Here is a 17,282-nt window from a genome sequence, read left to right on the forward strand (position 1 = left end):
CCCGTGGTCAACTTCCCGCGGGCAACACCGCGGGCCGGCACGCCGGGCCCCGCACACGCCGTTCATTCCTCGATGGCGCCACCGATCGCCCGCAAATGCTCGCGGAACGTCAGCGACGGTTGTTCGCGCCGCTTGGCGAGGTATTCGTCGAACCGGACCTGTTCCCGCAAGGAGGTCCCCGCCCGGATCAGCTCGGCCTGGCGTCGTTCGGTGTCGCGGATCCCCTCGGCCAGTGTGAGCACCTCGTCGACCCGATCCGCGGGGACGAACAACACACCGTCGTCGTCGCCGACGACGATGTCGTCGGGCCCGATCCGCCATTCCCCGACGACGGCCGTCACCAGCGCGTCCGCGGGCAGCGGATTGAGCCGGAGTGGACCCGTCGGTGTCGCCCCAAGGCTGAACACCGGCAGCCCGATACCGTCGATATCGGCGGTGTCGCGGTGCAGGCCCCAGATCACGATGCCCACGACCCCGGCCGCCGCGGCCTCCAAGACCACCAGGTCACCGACACAGGCCTCGTCGACGCGCCCGCCGTTGTCGACCACCAGCACACCACCGTCGGCGCCGCGATCGAACACTTCGAGGAAGACGTCGACACTGCCGGTGTGGCGCGCCGGGCGGGCCGGACCCACCAGCCGGCTGCCGGGTGTCATCGGGCGGACCGCGGCCGGGGCACACCGTACCGGGAGGTTGGCGCGGATACACCCGTCAGCCATGTGTGCGGTGGTCAGTGCCGCGAACCGGGCGCGGAGATCGTCATGGTCCATAGGTGTCCTTTCCTCGTCAGGACGAATTCTGCCCGCCCGGATCCGCCCGCGCCGCCATGTTCCGGCCGGATGCCCCACCATTCCGGACACCACGCGGCACCACCTCGGGAGGACCGCGTCGACCTATGATCGGTAGTCCGGCCTTCAAGAGGTGAAAAATCGCCCCCACCGCCGATACCTTTCCGCACCCCGACACGTCTCACCCTGCAGGAGACGCCGTCCGGCGTTCGCCGACGTTGTCACCGGCATCGGCCATGATGCCGGTGGAGACCAGCAACTCGACCCACCAGCAACTCGACCCACCAGCAAGGAGATTTCCATGACCTCCGCCGCTCCCGGCACCGAACCTTCGTCTTCGGAGGTCGACACCACGGTCCAGCGTCGGCACCTCGCGGACAGCCACGAAGTCATCGAGGTCCGGGGAGCCCGCGAGAACAACCTGACCGACATCTCGCTCGACATCCCCAAGCGGCGGCTGACCGTGTTCACCGGCGTGTCCGGGTCTGGCAAGTCGTCGCTGGTGTTCGGCACCATCGCCGCTGAATCGCAACGGCTCATCAACGAGACGTATACCGCCTTCATCCAGTCCTTTATGGCTCCGGTCAACCGGCCGGACGTCGATCGGCTGCGTAATCTCAGCGCCGCCATCGTCGTCGATCAGGAGCGGATGGGGGCCAATGCCCGTTCTACCGTGGGCACCGCCACCGACGCACACGCCATGCTGCGGATCGTCTTCAGCCGCGCCGGCAGCCCGCACGTCGGCACCTCATCGGCGTTCAGCTTCAACAAGGCCGAAGGTATGTGCACCGAGTGCGAGGGCCTGGGGCAGGTGTCCGACGTCGATGTGTCGGAGCTCGTCGACGTCGAGAAGTCGCTGAACGATGGTGCGATCACCGTACCCGGCTTCGGTGTGGGCACCTGGTACTGGGAGACCATCGCTCGTTCCGGTTTCGTCGACCCGGATATCAAGGTCCAGGACTACACCCCACAGCAGTGGGAAGATTTCCTCCACAAGCCGTCGACGAAGGTGAAACAAGGCACCTTCAACGTCACCTACGAGGGGCTGCTGGTCAAGGTCCGACGGCTCTACTTGAGCAAGGATCGCGAGTCGATGCAGCGGCACATCCGCGAGTTCGTCGACCGCGCGGTCACCTTCACCGCCTGCCCGGCGTGCGGCGGTAGCCGCCTCAACTCCGCGGCACTCTCCTCCAAGATCAACGGGCGTAATATCGCCGAATGCGCGTCCATGCAGATCAGCGATCTCGTCGAGTTCGTTCGGGCCATCGACGATGCTTCGGTTGCCCCCATGGTCCGCGCGCTAGGAGAGATCCTCGATTCGCTGGTGGAGATCGGCCTGGGGTACCTCAGCCTCGATCGGGAGTCCGGCACGCTGTCCGGAGGTGAAGCTCAACGGGTCAAGATGATCAGGCACCTGGGCTCGAGCCTCACCGACGTCACCTACGTGTTCGACGAGCCTACCGTCGGCCTGCACCCCCACGACATCCAACGGATGAACGACCTGCTGAGCCGGCTGCGCGACAAAGGCAACACCGTACTCGTGGTGGAGCACAAACCCGAAGTGATCCAGATCGCCGACCACGTCGTCGACCTCGGGCCGGGGGCGGGCACCAACGGCGGTCAGCTGTGTTTCGCCGGGTCGCTGGACGGGCTGCGCGCGTCCGGAACACTCACCGGCCGCTACCTCGATCACCGGATCACCCTTCGGGAGAAGGTCCGTGAGCCCAGCGGGCACCTGTCGGTCACCGGTGCCACGCTGCACAACCTCAAAGACGTCGGCGTCGACATCCCCCTGGGTGTGCTGACCGTGGTCACCGGCGTGGCCGGCTCGGGCAAGAGTTCTTTGATCCACGGCTCGGTGGCCGGCCTGGACGGGGTCATCGCGGTCGACCAATCACCCATCCGTGGGTCGCGGCGCAGCAACCCGGCCACGTACACGGGTCTGCTGGATCCGATCCGCGCGGCCTTCGCCAAAACCAACGGCGTCAAGCCAGCCCTGTTCAGCGCCAACTCCGCCGGCGCCTGCGCCAACTGCAAGGGCAACGGAGTCATCTATACGGACCTGGCCATGATGGCCGGGGTCGCCACCGTGTGTGAAGAATGTGAGGGCCGTCGATACACCCCCGACGTCCTCACATACCAGCTGCGCGGCAAGAACATCAGTGAGGTCCTCGACATGTCGGTGGCCGAAGCCGGCGAGTTCTTCACCGAACGCGCTGCTCGCACCATCCTGACCAGGCTCAACGACGTCGGCCTTGGGTATATACGCCTCGGGCAGCCGTTGAATACGTTGTCCGGCGGTGAGCGGCAACGCCTCAAGCTGGCCATTCACATGGGTGAGAAGGCGTCCACCTACGTGCTCGACGAACCCACCAACGGCCTACACCTGGCCGACGTCGACCAACTGCTGGCGCTGCTCGATCGGCTCGTCGACGACGGAGGCACCGCCATCGTCATCGAACATCACCAGGCGGTGATGGCCCATGCCGACTGGATCATCGATCTCGGACCCGGCGCTGGACACGACGGCGGGCAGATCGTGTTCACCGGAACACCAGCCGAGTTGATCGAGCGGGGCGATACCCTCACCGCGCACCATCTACGGCAATACCTCGGTGGCTGACCCGTCGGCACCTGGGTGAGTAGGGACCCTCGACGCAGCGGCGGACGCTGGGGTCTGTGCGTCGACTGACGATCAACGTAGGTAGTTTCGATCAGCCGGCATGGCCGATTCCGCGAGCCCAACGACTTCCTACTCGCGCGGCCGCTGAGGGTGCTGCCTGCCCCTACCCTCCCCGGTGATCGTTGCCAGGTCTGTGCCCTTACCTCCCGGTGATCGTTGCCAGGTCTGCGCCCTACCTCCCGGTGATCGTTGCCAGGTCTGCGCCCTACCTCCCGGTGATCGAACCCCACATTGGGTCGCTATGGCGACACAAAGGCGGCAACGATCACCTGGGGTGAAGGCAGGGATCCGGCAACGATCACTTGGCATGGCTGGTGGCCGACACCGGTAGTGCCGCACCTGTGAAGGCAGCGTGGCACGCGCCAGAGTGTCCACCTTGGCGGCACGACCCCAGCGAATTGCATGAACATGCGAAGGCGTGCATAATATTGCATGTGTCTAAGGTGATCACCTCTCTGCCCTCCGGTGAACGGATCGGCATCGCCTTCTCCGGAGGCCTCGATACGTCGGTCGCGGTGGCGTGGATGCGCGACAAGGGTGCGGTGCCGTGCACCTACACCGCGGACCTCGGACAGTACGACGAAGCCGACATCGGCACCGTCCCGGAACGCGCCATGACCTACGGGGCCGAGATCGCCCGCCTGGTCGACTGCCGCTCCGCCCTCGTCGAGGAGGGGCTGGCCGCCCTGGCCTGCGGGGCTTTCCACATCCGCTCCGGCGGGCGCACCTACTTCAACACCACGCCGCTGGGCCGGGCCGTCACTGGCACGCTGCTCGTCCGAGCCATGCTCGAGGACGACGTCCAGATCTGGGGCGACGGTTCGACGTTCAAAGGCAACGACATCGAGCGGTTCTACCGCTACGGGTTGCTGGCCAACCCCAACCTGCGCATCTACAAGCCGTGGCTCGACCCGGCCTTCGTCGGTGAGCTAGGCGGCCGGCGAGAGATGAGTGCCTGGCTGCTCGCACACGACCTGCCCTATCGTGACAGCGAGGAGAAGGCCTACTCCACCGACGCGAACATCTGGGGAGCCACTCACGAGGCCAAGACCCTCGAGCACCTGGACACCGGTATCGAGACGGTCGAGCCGATCATGGGAGTCCGGTTCTGGGACCCGGCCGTCGAGATCACCCCGGAGGACGTCACCATCGGCTTCGAGCGAGGCCGGCCGGTGACCATCAACGGCGAGAAGTTCAGCTCGGCCGTCCACCTCGTGCTGGCCGCCAACGCCATCGGGGGCCGCCATGGCCTCGGGATGTCCGACCAGATCGAGAACCGGATCATCGAGGCGAAGAGCCGAGGTATCTACGAGGCACCCGGCATGGCCCTGCTATACGCGGCCTATGAGCGCCTCGTCAACGCCATCCACAATGAGGACACCGTCGCCACCTATCATGCCGCCGGCCGCCAATTGGGGCGGTTGATGTACGAGGGACGCTGGCTCGACCCCCAGGCTCTGATGCTGCGTGAATCATTGCAACGCTGGGTCGGTGCCGCGATCACCGGCGAGGTGACCCTCCGGCTGCGCCGCGGCGAGGACTACTCGATCCTCGACACCACCGGCCCCGCCCTGAGCTATCACCCCGACAAATTGTCGATGGAGCGTACCGACGACTCCGCCTTCGGCCCGGTGGATCGCATCGGCCAACTCACCATGCGCAACCTCGACATCGCCGATTCCCGCGCCAGGCTCGAACAGTACGCGGGCCTCGGCATGGTGGGTACCACCCATGCCGAACTCCTCGGCACCACACCCACCGAGCTGATCGGCGAGGTCCACCAAGGCGGCGCCGAAGCCATCGCCTCCCGCGGTGAGGTCGACCCGGCTGAGCTGCTTGACCGGGCCGCGATGGAGTCCGGCAACGACTAAGCCACCACTCCATTCACCTTCGACGTATCGATCTTCGAGCTGTTCTTTCCCTTGGCTACGGGTGGCACCCTCATCCTCGCCGACGACGAACAGCGGGCCGACCCCGACGCGGTGGCGGCGCTGATGCACCATCACGGCGTCGGCTGGATCACCGAGACTCCGACCTGGTTGCGGCTGTTGACCTCGACCAACTCCCACAGTCTGCGCGACGTGTTGGTGATCACCATCGGCGAGGCGCTCGACGCCGACCTCGCACGTGTGCTGCTGTCCGGGGGCGCGATTCTTTGGAACGCCTACGGACCTACGGAGACCACCATCTACTCGACGATGTACAAGGTCACGGATGTCGGCGGGATCAGCGGGATCGGCGTCGCCATCGGCTCGCCGCTGCCCGGTGAGCAGGCCTACGTGCGCCACGACGACGGCCATGAATGCCGGGCCGGTGAACCCGGCATGTTGTGGATCGGCGGGAGCGGGGTGGCCGAAGGGTACGTCGACGCGCCCGGGCTGACCGCCGCCGCGTTCGTCGACGATCCGGTGGCCGGCAGGATCTATCGCACCGGCGATCGGGTGGTGCGGGACACCACGGGTGTTGTATTTCCTCGGCCGGGACGACGATCAGGTGAAGGTGCGCGGGTTCCGGATCGAACTCGGCGAGATCGAGTCCTGGGCCCGGGAACACCCGGGAATCCTGCATGCCGCCGCATGGGTGGACGACCATGCCGTCTTGGGCGCACACATCACGTTGGCGGTGCCCGGCCGACCCGGCGACGATCTCACCGCGGCGGTCCGCGAGTTCCTGTCCGCGCACATCCCGAGTTACATGCAGCCGAACCGCGTGGTCCAGGTGACGGACTGGCCGCTGAACAGCAACGGGAAGACGGACAAACGTGCGCTCCGCGCCCGGCTCCGGGTCGAGCCGGCCGAACCTTCCCGATCACCGTAGATCCCGAGGTCCCCTGGAGGTCGCATGAACGAGATCGGCGACATCCGCTACACCGCCGTGGTCAATGGCGAGGACCAACACTCGCTGTGGACCGAGGGGCGGCCTCTGCCGGCGGGTTGGGCGGAGGTCGGGTTCACCGGCACCCGTGACGAGTGTCTGGCCGAGATCGACCGTATCTGGCCCGACATCCTCCCGCGTAGCGTCCGGGACGCCCTCTCCCCCTGCCCCCTGCCCCCTCCCTCCTCTCCTCTCTCCTCTCTCCCCTCTCCCTCCAAGCCCGGGGGGGGGTAGGGGGGTGGGGGGGGGGGGGGGGGGGCCACCCCCGCCGTCGCTGTTTCGTTGTTGGTGTTGGGGGCCCCTCTGCCCCCCCCAACCCGCTAACGATCACCGGGAGAGGGGAGAGGGATCACCGGGGACCACCGAGCACGTCGAAACGGGTCTTGCGAAAGAGTTCCTTCAAAAGATATCCTTCGAGACATGATCGACGACGGTCCCCAAGAGGCGAGCGCCACCACCACGGCCGAGCCAGACCCGGCTCCAGCCACCCTCGCGGAACCGCGTGAACTCCGGGATCCGGCGGAGCTTCGAGCCCTGGCCCACCCCGTCCGCCTGGCGATCCTCGAACTACTCATCACCAACGGCCCGTCCACCGCTACCGAGTTGGCCGAGCAGCTCGGCGACGAGTCACCCGCCAATTGTTCATGGCACCTGCGGCAACTCAACCGGTACGGATTCATCGAAGAGGCCGGCACGGGGCCGGGTCGGCAGCGCCGCTGGCGCGTCATCCCACAACCCACCTCGTTTGGCCCAACCTCCGACGACACCCCGGAGCTCACGCATGCCATCGACGCCGCCGACGAAGTCATGCTGGGCCGGGAGATCGCCGTCCTCCGCGCCTGGCAGAGCACCCGGCGAGACGAACCGGAGCAATGGCGGGACGCGAGTTTCGCCCTCAACAGTCACGCCTGGTTGACGGCAGACGAGATGGCAGCCTTCCAGACCGAGTTCAAAGAACTTCTCGCTCGGCACTCGATCCCCCAGGCTGATCGGCTCGATCCGGCCACCCGTCCCGCCGGCGCCCGGCACGTACGACTCGTCACCTGGCTCATCCCCCACCAGCCGGTTCACTCACCGGGCCCGGACCCGGACCACCCAGAACGGGTCACCCCCAGGAACACGGAGGACAGATGAGCGCCGCACCCGTTCTGGACGTCGAGAACGTCACGAAGATCTATCACAAGAAGGTCTGGGCTAATGATCATGTCTCGCTGACCATCTCCGCCGGCGACGTCTACGGCCTACTAGGGCACAACGGGGCCGGCAAAACTACCCTGCTCAACCAGGTGGTCGGCCTGGCCAAACCCACCGAAGGAAAAATCACCCTCAACGGTCGGGACGCCGTCGCCGACCCAGCGTATGCCCGCAAGATGTGCGCGATGCAGCCACAGTCTCAAGCACCTCTGGACGGCGTCACACCAAAAGAGGCCATCGAGCTGATGGCCCGGATCCGCGGCGCCAGCCGCCGAGACGCACGTCGGCGCACTGCCGACCTGATGGCCGCACTCGACATCGAGCCGTGGGCCGACACCAAAGGCGAGAAGCTGTCCGGCGGAGTACAACGTCTGACGGCCTTCGCCATGGCCGCCGCCGAACCTGGCCGGCTGGCGATGTTCGACGAACCAACCAACGACGTCGACCCCGTCCGTCGCCGCCTGCTCTGGGCGCAGGTGCGCGAACTGGCCGACCAGGGATGTGCGGTCCTCTTGGTCACCCACAACGTCATCGAAGCCGAACGCACCGTCGACCGGTTGGCGATCCTCGACCACGGAAGAGTGGTGGTCCACGGCACCCCGACCGAACTGCGCGGTGAACACGCTCACCAACTCCGCCTCGAGGCGGCCGCGATCAGCCACGCCGTGGCACAAGACCTGGCGCACGAGTTCGACAACGCCCGCTCCGCCGTCGCGATCGGCCGGCGGATGATCGCCCCCGTCGCCGCCGACGACTGCGCGACGGCACTGCAATGGGCGCAGCGCCACCAGCAAACCGGCCGGATCGACGAGTTCTCGTTCAATCCGGTCAGCCTCGAAGACATCTATATACGCCTCGTCGGGTCTCCCGACGACAACGTGGACGAGAGTGACGATGCGCTCCTGGCTACATAGCTACAAGCTCCTGCTGAAGTGGAACGCCCTACGGATGCGGGCCGAGATTCCCGTGTTCCTGGCCTTGCAGACGGTGATCGCATCGGGCATCGTCATCGGTTTCTCACTGCTGATCCCGGAGATCGACGCCGTCTCCGCGCTCTACTTGACGACCGGAGCCATGACCGTCTCCCTGATCACCGTCGGAACGGTGCTCGCCCCCCAGATCGTCGCGCAGCAGAAGGAGCGTGGACTGCTGGACTACCAGCGGTCGATGCCGGTCCCCAGGCTGGCCATGCTCGCCGCCGATGCCACCATCTGGATCTTGGTCGCCCTGCCCGGCTTGGTGGCGACCCTCTTCGTCGCCATCCTCCGGTTCGACCTCCAGGTATCGATGAGCCCATGGCTAGTGCTGGCCGTCCCGCTGGTCAGCGCCGGTAGCGTGGCGGTGGGGTACTGCATCGCGTACACCGTCAAGCCGGTGCTCGTCGGGCTGGTGACGAACATCGTCATGATCGCGGCGCTGATGTTCGCCCCGGTCAACTACCCGGCCGAGCGGCTGCCCGAATGGGCCAGAACGGTCCACGACTGGTTGCCGTTCCAATACATGGCGCAAGCCATCCGCGACACCATCGACGTGCCCGCTGGCGGGACGCCACTGCTCCCGTTCGTCGTGCTCGTCGCCTGGGCGATTATCGGCCTGGCGATCACCTCCCGCGTTATGACGCGACGCATCTGAGGCCCGCCGCCTCACTCCCCGCTTGCCAACCTTCCGGTGAGGGTGCGGTATGCCCCAAGCAAGAGGCCAGGCGCCAACCGCCGATGCACCGCGGACATCGGCCTCCACAACAGCGCGGCCGGGATGCGGTCGTAATACACAAACGTCGCCAGCGAGATGTCGTCGGCGCCGACCCGGACCACCAGCTGCGAACGTATGAACCACGACTCCGCTTCAAGCCGAAGCCAATCGTCACCGCGGTCGGCGATAGCCCACCCAGCCACATGATCAGCCGAGACGCCGCTGGCTAGTTGGAGACGGAGCAGGACCCGCCAGATGAAGATCTCAGCCCGATCCGGAACGTCGCCCAACATCGCGCGCGCCCATTGTTCGGGTGACCAGCTATTCATACGCGGCCAGCTGAGCGTGAAGACATCAACATAGTCGACCTTCGCCAGAGTGCACAGGCTGCTGATCTCCTCGGGGATCGGTTGCTGACGGCGCACGGCGAAACGGGTGGCGCCGCGGTCCGCATCGGCCGGGCCCGCCTTGTCCTGTGTACCCATCCGTGGCTCCCTTCGTGTGCCGCATCGTGTCGCGGTGATCGCTACACGTCTAACATACAGACACGAATGCATGTATCTAGAGCGGACCCCCCTTCGTGAGGCAATACCCGCCGCCGCCGTTAGTGGATGACGACTACCGACCGGCCGCCAACTCATCCGCGAGACGCACCTCGACACTGTCGAGAATCAGCCCGAGCCCGTACTCGAACTCGTCGCCGAACGAGTACCCCTGCCCTTGAACGTGGTCGGTGATCAGCTCGACGAGATGTGGGTATGTATCGCGCGGCAGCGTGGGCTGGACCTCGTCGACGAACTCCTCGAAACCGCCACTCACATCGAAAGGTAGGCTCAACTCGGTCAATACGAAGCCGTAGATGTAGGCATCGACGGCCGAGAAAGCGTGTACTGCCAGCGCCGGCGAGAACCCGTTGTGCCGCAGACATCCCAGCATGGTGTCGTGATGTCGCAACAGGGCAGCTCCGGGCGCCCGTCGCGATTCGATGAGCCCCAGCGCCCACGGATGCTGCCCCAAAGCTTGACGGGCCGAAGCGGCCCGCTCGGTCATGGCAGGTCGCCACGGCTGTTGCAGCCCGGGCAGCTCGATCTGGGTGAAGACCCAGTCCGCGAGGCCGTCGAGGAGTGCATCCTTGTTGGCGACGTGGTGATAGAGCGACATCGCCTCGACGCCGAGCTCCTTGCCGACGTTGCGCATGCTGACCTGGGTCAGGCCGCCGTCGTCGGCCACCCGGACCGCAGCCTCGATGATGCGGTCGTGAGTGAGCGCTGGTCGTCTCGGCATCGTGATCCTTTCTCGTGCGAGCCTTGTCAGCTTACAGATGTAAGGCTACCGTTGTCTCGATAGCCATACACCTGTAAGGAGATTCTCGTGCGGGCAGCAATCGCGGACCACTACGGCGCCCCCGACGTCATCCGTATCGTTGACCTGCCGGACCCCACACCACGCAAGGACGAGGTGCTGGTCCGGGTCTCCGCGGCAGCCGTGACCTCCGCCGACTCACGCATCCGCGCCGCCCGCTTCCCCACCGGATTCGCCATATTCGCCCGGCTGATGTTCGGCATGTTCCGGCCTCGACGAACCATTCTCGGCGGCGCATTCTCTGGCCAGGTAGCCGCGGCGGGCACCAGCGTGCACACCTTCGCCCCTGGTGACGACGTGTGCGGCATGACCGGGACGAAGCTCGGCGCACATGCCGAATACGTCACCGTCCCCGCCACGAAGCTTGCGCGGAAGCCGGCTGCGGTCACCCATGAGGATGCCGCCGGACTGTTGTTCGGCGGCACGACGGCGTTGTTCTTCCTCCGCGACAAGGTGTCCGTCGAGCCCGGCATGTCCGTCTTGGTCAACGGCGCCTCCGGGGCGATCGGCACGAACGCCGTCCAACTGGCCGCCCACTTCGGCGCGACGGTTACCGGCGTCACCAGCACCTCGAACGCCGATCTCGTCGCCGATCTCGGGGCGGCGAGAGTCATCGACTACACCCAACATGACCTTGCCTCCGTCACCGACCGATTCGACGTCGTCCTCGACACCGTCGGCAACCTCACCATCCAGTCCGGCCGACGGCTACTCGCGCCTGGAGGGAAGCTGCTGCTCGTCGTCGCGGGCCTGGCCGACATGATCCGAGCCCGCGGCAACGTCGTCACCGGTACCGCACCCGAACGCGTCGCCGACATCGAACATCTCCTCGGGCTCGTCGCGGGCGGACAGCTCACCGTAGTACTGGAACAGGTCTATGGCCTCGACGACATCACCACTGCGCACCGCCGAGTCGACAGCGGCCGCAAGGTTGGCAACATCGTCGTCCACCCCTAACCTCCCCCACCCCCACCCCTCCCATGATCATTGGCTTTTGACTACCGGATCCGGGAGGCAAAATCCAAATATCCAGGGACGATCGGCGAGATGCGAGCGGTCTACCTCCGGCCAGTCGGAGTGCAGAGCTGGTCGGCGCGGGAACTCATGGACCGGCTAGACACCTTCGCAGACTCCGGCATCGACACGATCGTGACGAAATTGCGGGCATCCACAGGTCGATTCGCCGCGGAGTGCCGGGCCAGAAACATCCGCCTCGTAGGTTCGTTCGGCTGCTTCATCGATCACGCCCTACCCTCCGACGTGCCACCGGAGCTGCGGCCGGTGGACGACCATGGCCGGGTGTTCGAGCCGATGCGCTGGTATCACGGCGTGATCCCGACGAGCGAACGCTACCTAGAAGCGCTGGCCGCGGAGCTGTCCGCCGTCCTCGATCACACCGACACCGACGGCGTACTCCTCGACTTCATCCGCTGGCCATGTCACTGGGAGCGGGAACTACGCCCGGGAGCCACCTGGCGGCGATCGTCGTTCGACCCGATCACCCTGGCCCGGTTCAACACGTACCTCGACGGGCGCGACGACAGCCCGCACCTCGCCGTCGATCCAGGCGACCCAGTTCAGGCCGCCGCGGCCGTCCGCGATCACCTCGCCGAGCAGTGGATCGAATTCCGGTGCGACGTCGTCAACGACGCCTGCCGACGGCTGGGCGACGTGGTGGCCGCGGCGGGACGCTGGACCGGTGCGTTCGTTGTGCCAACGACGGACCGCCTGCGACGCGAGGTCGTCGGCCAAGACACTCGAGCGCTGGCCGAGATCGTCGACCTACTCCTGCCCATGACCTATCACGCCGCCCTGCAACGGCCGGTGAGCTGGCTGGATTCGGTCAGTGCGGACGTTAAGGCGACGACGACCGGGACACCAGGCGGCGCGCCGGTTGTCGCCATGGTGCAGGGTCCCGCCACCGAAGACGGCTGGGGAATCTCCCCGGGCTCACCACAATTCCGGGACGCACTCACCGCGGCCACGACCTGGCCCGGCTCCGGCGCCGGCTTCTGCGTGTTTCCCGGCGACGAGTTCGGCCCCGACGAGTTCGTCGCCCTCAGGGACGCTCCACAACCGACCCCCTGACCAGCGGCGCACCCATCCTCGACCGCCTCGGGAGTGCACGTCGGCATGCCAGGAACCCGCGTCGACCCGCGACGCCACCACGGCCCACCACCATTGGGAACCCGAGTGCTACAGTTACATACATATCTGTACGTATCTATTTCTTGGGACAGTGCGACATGACAACCCAGCAGCACACCCGGCTGACTCAGGCCGAGCGCCGCATACGCAGCCGCAACGCCCTGCTCGAGTCCGCCGCGCGGGGCATCGCCCAACACGGGTACGCCAACCTGTCACTCGAGCGCGTGGCTACGCAGGCCGGATACACCCGCGGCGCCCTCTATCACCAGTTCGCCGGGAAAGACGAGCTGGTGCTGGCGGTTGTCGGATGGGTGAAGGAGACCTGGGCGGCCGAGGTCGGACAGGTCTTGACCGATCACGGCAATCCCGCCGACGCGCTGCTGGCTCTCGCCCGCAACCACGCTATCTACTGCCGGCGCGACGTCGCCGCCGTTCTGCTCAACCTGCGGATCGAGTTCGATAGCCAGGACCATCCGGTCGGCCGACTCATCGCCGAGAGCATCGATCACATCGTCACCGACTGTGCACGCCTCATCGAGGCCGGCCGGACCGACGGCTCCATCCCCCAGGGACCGCCGGCCCGAACCACCGCCGACGCCTTACTCACCGCGCTCGAGGCCGTCGCCATCGAACTAGCCGGCCAGGCACCCCACGACATCGACCTCGCCGAGCGGGCGGTTCGCGGCGTTCTCGGCCTTCCGCCGCACTGACATCCGCCTCGAGGAGCACAACCATGAAACTGCCCGCCACCGCCCACACCACACATCCGTGGCGCATCCATCAGATCGCCCCCGACTTCCGGGTCGAAGACGTGTGGGCACTGCCCACCCCCGGGGGACCGGACGATTTTCACCGGCTCATCGCCAACTTCGCGTCCTTGTCCTTTCCCGACGGTGCCCCGTTGATCGTGCGCGCTCTGTGGGCCGCGCGCTGGAGGCTCGGCACCTGGTTCGGTTGGGACGAACCCAGCACCGGCACGGCCGCACGGGTCGACTCCCTGCGCGACCGGCTGCCGGCCGACATGAGTGCCACACCCCGCCCCGATCTCGGCGACGACCACCCGTTCGCATCGGTGTACCTGACCGGCAACGAGTACGCGGCCGAACTGGCCAACAAGACCGTCCACACCATCCTCCACCTCTCCTGGGTACCGGACGGTGCTGGCGGACATCGCGGTCAAATGGCGGCCTTGGTCAAACCGAATGGAGCCCTCGGGTCGGTCTACATGGCAGCCATCAAACCCATCCGGTATCTGATCGTCTACCCGGCGCTCCTCCGCGCCTTCCAGCGTGACTGGTCGGCTCCCGGTTCCCCTTCCCCATGATCATTGGCTTTTGACCACCGAATTCGGTGGTCAAAAGCCAATGATCATGGGGAAGGGGAACCGGGGAGTCAGCGGTGGTGAAGATGGTTGAGCAGGTCCGGTGTGAGCGCCCCGAATCCGGTCGACGCCCACGGCTCCGCGCCGGAGTCCATGTAGTGCACCACCGTGTCCTCGGTGGGCAGGTCGAGGATCTCGGGTTCGCGGCGGCGACCGATATGGCGGCGACACGCGCGGCAGCACGGCACCTCCCGGCTTCCCGCACTCGTCTCCCACGGCGCTGTGGTGGTGGCCGGACCGTGCAACGGATTGAAGAAGCAGGCAACCGTCGGTGTCCACTGCCGACCGGCCACGGCGTGTTCGAGGGCATCGTCGCCCCGGCGGCTGAGCACCATCGCCCCGATCGAGTCGGCCGCCTCCTCGGACCGGTCCAGGATGGCGGTCGCGGCCTGGTAGTGGTCTAACGCGGCACCCCACGCGGTGCTGTCCGAGCGTTGGTCGATCTCCAGCTCCCGGATCCGCTCGCCGAGCGCCGCACACTCGGCCTCGGCGCGGCGTCGCCATTCCAGAGTCTGCGCCGACGAGATCCGCTGCAACGCCCTCCGCTTCAGCCGGACGCCTAGCCGGCGGCGACGACGCCGATGTAGGCCAACCAGGACCGCGACGAGCACCGCCGCAACCCCGATGGCAACGGGCACGTCCATACCGAGAACCTGGGTGGGCTCACCGTCCCCGGAGCTCTGCGCCGTGCCCGACTCGGCCCGATCCGGGAAATGCTCGAAGTACACAGCCTCTGCCTCGCCGCTGGTATAGATCTCCAGCGTGTCGCGCACCTGCAAGCCGAGGTCACTCGGGTAACGGTCGGCCGCCACCGATCGCGCGAACAGGTCCGAATTGTCGGAACGCACACCGTAGCTGGTGGACTCCAGCGACCAGTTGTACTCGACCGAGCCACGAGACACGAAGAACGTCCCGTCTTCTTGGAGCTCCCGGTTCACCAGGGTGACAAGCTGGTTCGGCGACAGATCGGCGCCGTGCGCCAATGGCACCGCGACGACGAAGATCGGTGAGTCCGCGTCGGCCACCAGAGCTGTGATCTGGGCCAGTTGGTCATCGGTGATCACACCGTCCAACGCCGGGTCTACGTGGACCCCGTCGTCGGCGAGGTCAGCCGCGATGACCGCCGGATCCGGCTCGAACACGTCAGCATCACTCACCGTGCCGCCCTCCGTCGCCGCGCGAGGAACCAGCCGGCGAGGCCGACGCCTCCAACCAACCCTCCGCCGAACAGTCCAAGGAGCAGACCCGCCGAGACGACACCTGCGGTACCTCCCCAGTCGCTGCTTTCGGTGCTCTCACCGAGTGTGTAATTACGTCCGTCGTTTTCCTCGATCTTGTCGAGCAGGAGCGTCGTTTCGCGGCGGCTCGACCATTCGTCGTCTGGGGTTTCGTAGACGGAGAAGCGTTCCCCGTCGATCCCGACATCCACACTGTCCAACGCACTACCTGGACTGACCTGGAAGTACACCCCGGGCCGAGCCAATCGCAAGCCGATCTGCCGCAGCACTTCGCTGCTGGACCGGTAACCGGCCTGCCGGCTCTCCGGCCAGACCACCACGAACACCTCCGGGTCCGACGAGGCAGCTGCCGCCTCGATCCGGGCTAACTCGTCGTCGGTGAAAGCGCCGTCAAGACCGGGGTCGACGTAGACGTTGGACTCCCCCAACGCGTCGGCGGCGGTCCGAGCGCGCTCTGTCGTCGCCGTCTCATCCGGAAGGTTCGACGACATCACCCCCCAGGCGGCAGCTCCACCCAGGACCGCACACACCAGAGTGGCCACCGTCCCAATGATCATTTTCCTCATCGGCGCACGCTCCGATCCGCCAAGACCTGCTCGGTCAGATCTCCCACCAATGCGCCGTAGCCGGTGCGTGCCCAGACAGTAGAGGTGTCGACGTAGGGCTCCCACCCCCGCATCCGCTTACGGGTGGACAGGAACGCTCCTTGCCGCCGGCCGCACGCCGAACAGACCGGTGCGTCGATCGAGGAGCCGTCCAGCCGGACGGTGTCGCTCGCCTCGCCATGCAGTGGATTGATGAAACATGGCTGGTAACGGCGGCGCTCGGGGTCGTGCAGCCGGTCGATCTCGCGGTCCGCGATCCGCGTGAGCACGTCGGCTCCGACGAGGTCCAGCTCGTCGCCCGTGTCGATCACCCGCTCCGCCGCTTCGATCGCCGACGTCGCCCGCTCACCGGCCGGCGAGGTTAGCTCGTCACCAGACAACGCGTCACGACGGCGCCGCACGCCACCGAGGCGTTTGTGGACCCGGCGGTCCAGGCCGTCCGGCACCGCCTCGTAGGCGGGAGGCCGCGCTGCCGAGCGGCCCCGCGCGAGCGGTTTGGCCCGGGCTATCCCCGCCGTGATGATGAGGCCGGCGACCAGCACCCCCGTCACCACGATGAGGGTCGCCACCCAGCGGTCGGCTCTGGCGTCGGCGATGGGTTTGAGGCGTTCGGGGAGGAACGCCCACGGCTGGCTGGCGTATTCGTCGACAACGGACGACGGCAGCTCCGCCCCGGGGGTGACGGCCGCCTGCACCACGAGGACCGCCTCGAACAGCGCCGACGGCCGCGGGTATTCACCCGAAGCGCGCTGCTCGGCGGCTCTCAAGGCGATGTACGCGGGGCGGAAATCGAGCTCGTCCGGGACTCCCCAGGCACCCGTATACGACGACCCCTCAAGGAAATCCACGTGGTAGATGCCGTCGCCCAATGCTTCCCGGAAGAGGACGGCTACCTGCTCGGCGGGCCGCTCCATCCTGGCGAGTTCCTCCGGCATCTCCGCGAGCACGACGTAGACCGGCACCCCGGCGTCCGCTACGGCCTGGCTCAGCACCTCATGGGCTAGCCGGGTGTCGCCCATACCCATCGACGGCTGAACGAGGACGGGGTCGGCGCGCAGCTGCTCGACCATCTCGTCCACGGTCGCGGCGTGGGGTGGCGGCTCGTCGCTGGCCGGCGTCGCCGCCGCACCGGGGGCGACGAGGGCGGCCAGCACAGCTGCGAACACGCATCCAACAACCAGGGTGGTCGCCGATGGAAGGAGGCGACGGGCCACCGATCCAGTTCGTGCGGTGAGGGCTACGGTCACCAGCAGAGCCTAAGGGCAGCGCGGCCATCTCGCACGACGGGACCACCCCCGCCCCCGCTCGCCCCCCTTC

General features: G+C 66.7%; 17 protein-coding genes and 1 pseudogene. 12 read left to right on the plus strand and 6 right to left on the minus strand.

Annotation, left to right across the window (positions count from 1 at the left end; genetic code table 11):
* Window positions 1-62: 62 nt before the first annotated feature.
* Entirely contained in the window at window positions 63-770 is a 708-nt protein-coding gene (locus G8760_RS13810; RefSeq protein WP_166351922.1) for an RraA family protein, read from the minus strand.
* Between the two features lie 319 nt (window positions 771-1,089).
* Here G8760_RS13810 and G8760_RS13815 point away from each other — a divergent pair, with 319 nt between their 5' ends.
* The 8 genes and pseudogenes from G8760_RS13815 (at window position 1,090) to G8760_RS13850 (ending at window position 9,171) form a co-directional block, all read left to right on the plus strand.
* Window positions 1,090-3,411 (plus strand): ATP-binding cassette domain-containing protein, encoded by a 2,322-nt coding sequence (locus G8760_RS13815; RefSeq protein ID WP_166351924.1) that lies wholly within the window; start codon window positions 1,090-1,092, stop codon window positions 3,409-3,411.
* Window positions 3,412-3,905: 494 nt separating this feature from the next.
* Window positions 3,906-5,342, plus strand: a complete 1,437-nt coding sequence (argG, locus tag G8760_RS13820; RefSeq protein ID WP_166351926.1) for an argininosuccinate synthase — start codon at window positions 3,906-3,908, stop codon at window positions 5,340-5,342.
* Window positions 5,343-5,393: 51 nt separating this feature from the next.
* Window positions 5,394-5,774 (plus strand): annotated as a pseudogene (locus G8760_RS31120) (AMP-binding protein); the annotation flags it as partial.
* A 157-nt stretch (window positions 5,775-5,931) separates the two neighbouring features.
* On the plus strand, window positions 5,932-6,288 hold the full coding sequence (locus tag G8760_RS13830; protein ID WP_166351928.1) for an amino acid adenylation domain-containing protein: 357 nt from the start codon (window positions 5,932-5,934) through the stop codon (window positions 6,286-6,288).
* A gap of 24 nt (window positions 6,289-6,312) precedes the next feature.
* On the plus strand, window positions 6,313-6,579 hold the full coding sequence (locus G8760_RS30840) for an MbtH family NRPS accessory protein (protein WP_166351930.1): 267 nt from the start codon (window positions 6,313-6,315) through the stop codon (window positions 6,577-6,579).
* Between the two features lie 186 nt (window positions 6,580-6,765).
* Window positions 6,766-7,479, plus strand: coding sequence for a winged helix-turn-helix domain-containing protein (locus tag G8760_RS13840; protein ID WP_166351932.1), 714 nt, complete (start codon window positions 6,766-6,768; stop codon window positions 7,477-7,479).
* Window positions 7,476-8,453, plus strand: coding sequence for an ABC transporter ATP-binding protein (locus G8760_RS13845; RefSeq protein WP_166351935.1), 978 nt, complete (start codon window positions 7,476-7,478; stop codon window positions 8,451-8,453). The genes G8760_RS13840 and G8760_RS13845 overlap by 4 nt, the downstream gene beginning before the upstream one ends.
* Window positions 8,434-9,171, plus strand: a complete 738-nt coding sequence (locus G8760_RS13850) for an ABC transporter permease (RefSeq protein WP_166352138.1) — start codon at window positions 8,434-8,436, stop codon at window positions 9,169-9,171. The genes G8760_RS13845 and G8760_RS13850 overlap by 20 nt, the downstream gene beginning before the upstream one ends.
* Window positions 9,172-9,182: 11 nt before the next feature.
* Here the strand turns inward: G8760_RS13850 and G8760_RS13855 are convergent, their stop codons facing one another.
* Entirely contained in the window at window positions 9,183-9,716 is a 534-nt protein-coding gene (locus G8760_RS13855; protein ID WP_207782334.1) for a hypothetical protein, read from the minus strand.
* 133 nt (window positions 9,717-9,849) lie between these two features.
* On the minus strand, window positions 9,850-10,515 hold the full coding sequence (locus tag G8760_RS13860; protein ID WP_166351937.1) for a TetR/AcrR family transcriptional regulator: 666 nt from the start codon (window positions 10,513-10,515) through the stop codon (window positions 9,850-9,852).
* Between the two features lie 87 nt (window positions 10,516-10,602).
* On the opposite strand from G8760_RS13860, the gene G8760_RS13865 reads away from it, so the two are divergent.
* The 4 genes from G8760_RS13865 to G8760_RS13880 all read left to right on the plus strand — a co-directional run bounded on the left by G8760_RS13865 (window position 10,603) and on the right by G8760_RS13880 (window position 14,065).
* Window positions 10,603-11,550: an NAD(P)-dependent alcohol dehydrogenase gene (locus G8760_RS13865; RefSeq protein ID WP_166351940.1), complete on the plus strand. Its 948-nt coding sequence runs from the start codon at window positions 10,603-10,605 to the stop codon at window positions 11,548-11,550.
* A 90-nt stretch (window positions 11,551-11,640) separates the two neighbouring features.
* Window positions 11,641-12,681 (plus strand): glycoside hydrolase family protein, encoded by a 1,041-nt coding sequence (locus tag G8760_RS13870; RefSeq protein ID WP_166351942.1) that lies wholly within the window; start codon window positions 11,641-11,643, stop codon window positions 12,679-12,681.
* Window positions 12,682-12,839: 158 nt separating this feature from the next.
* Window positions 12,840-13,451: a TetR/AcrR family transcriptional regulator gene (locus G8760_RS13875; protein ID WP_166351945.1), complete on the plus strand. Its 612-nt coding sequence runs from the start codon at window positions 12,840-12,842 to the stop codon at window positions 13,449-13,451.
* A gap of 23 nt (window positions 13,452-13,474) precedes the next feature.
* The gene (locus G8760_RS13880) at window positions 13,475-14,065 is read left to right on the plus strand and encodes a DUF2867 domain-containing protein (RefSeq protein ID WP_166351947.1); all 591 of its coding nucleotides are present in this window, start codon (window positions 13,475-13,477) and stop codon (window positions 14,063-14,065) included.
* Window positions 14,066-14,133: 68 nt separating this feature from the next.
* On the opposite strand, the gene G8760_RS13885 is transcribed toward G8760_RS13880, so the two are convergent.
* Genes G8760_RS13885 through G8760_RS13895 form a run of 3 tightly spaced genes read right to left on the minus strand, consistent with a single transcriptional unit; the run spans window position 14,134 to window position 17,212 of the window.
* Window positions 14,134-15,279 carry a hypothetical protein gene (locus G8760_RS13885; protein ID WP_166351950.1) on the minus strand — a complete coding sequence of 382 codons (1,146 nt, stop codon included), beginning with the start codon at window positions 15,277-15,279 and terminating at the stop codon, window positions 14,134-14,136.
* Window positions 15,276-15,926 carry a flagellar basal body-associated FliL family protein gene (locus G8760_RS13890; RefSeq protein ID WP_166351952.1) on the minus strand — a complete coding sequence of 217 codons (651 nt, stop codon included), beginning with the start codon at window positions 15,924-15,926 and terminating at the stop codon, window positions 15,276-15,278. Before G8760_RS13890 ends, G8760_RS13885 begins: the two co-directional genes overlap by 4 nt.
* Window positions 15,923-17,212 carry a hypothetical protein gene (locus G8760_RS13895; RefSeq protein WP_166351955.1) on the minus strand — a complete coding sequence of 430 codons (1,290 nt, stop codon included), beginning with the start codon at window positions 17,210-17,212 and terminating at the stop codon, window positions 15,923-15,925. The genes G8760_RS13890 and G8760_RS13895 overlap by 4 nt, the downstream gene beginning before the upstream one ends.
* Window positions 17,213-17,282 lie beyond the last annotated feature (70 nt).

The organism is Phytoactinopolyspora limicola, from assembly GCF_011320225.1.
GTDB classification, from domain to species: domain Bacteria; phylum Actinomycetota; class Actinomycetes; order Jiangellales; family Jiangellaceae; genus Phytoactinopolyspora; species Phytoactinopolyspora limicola.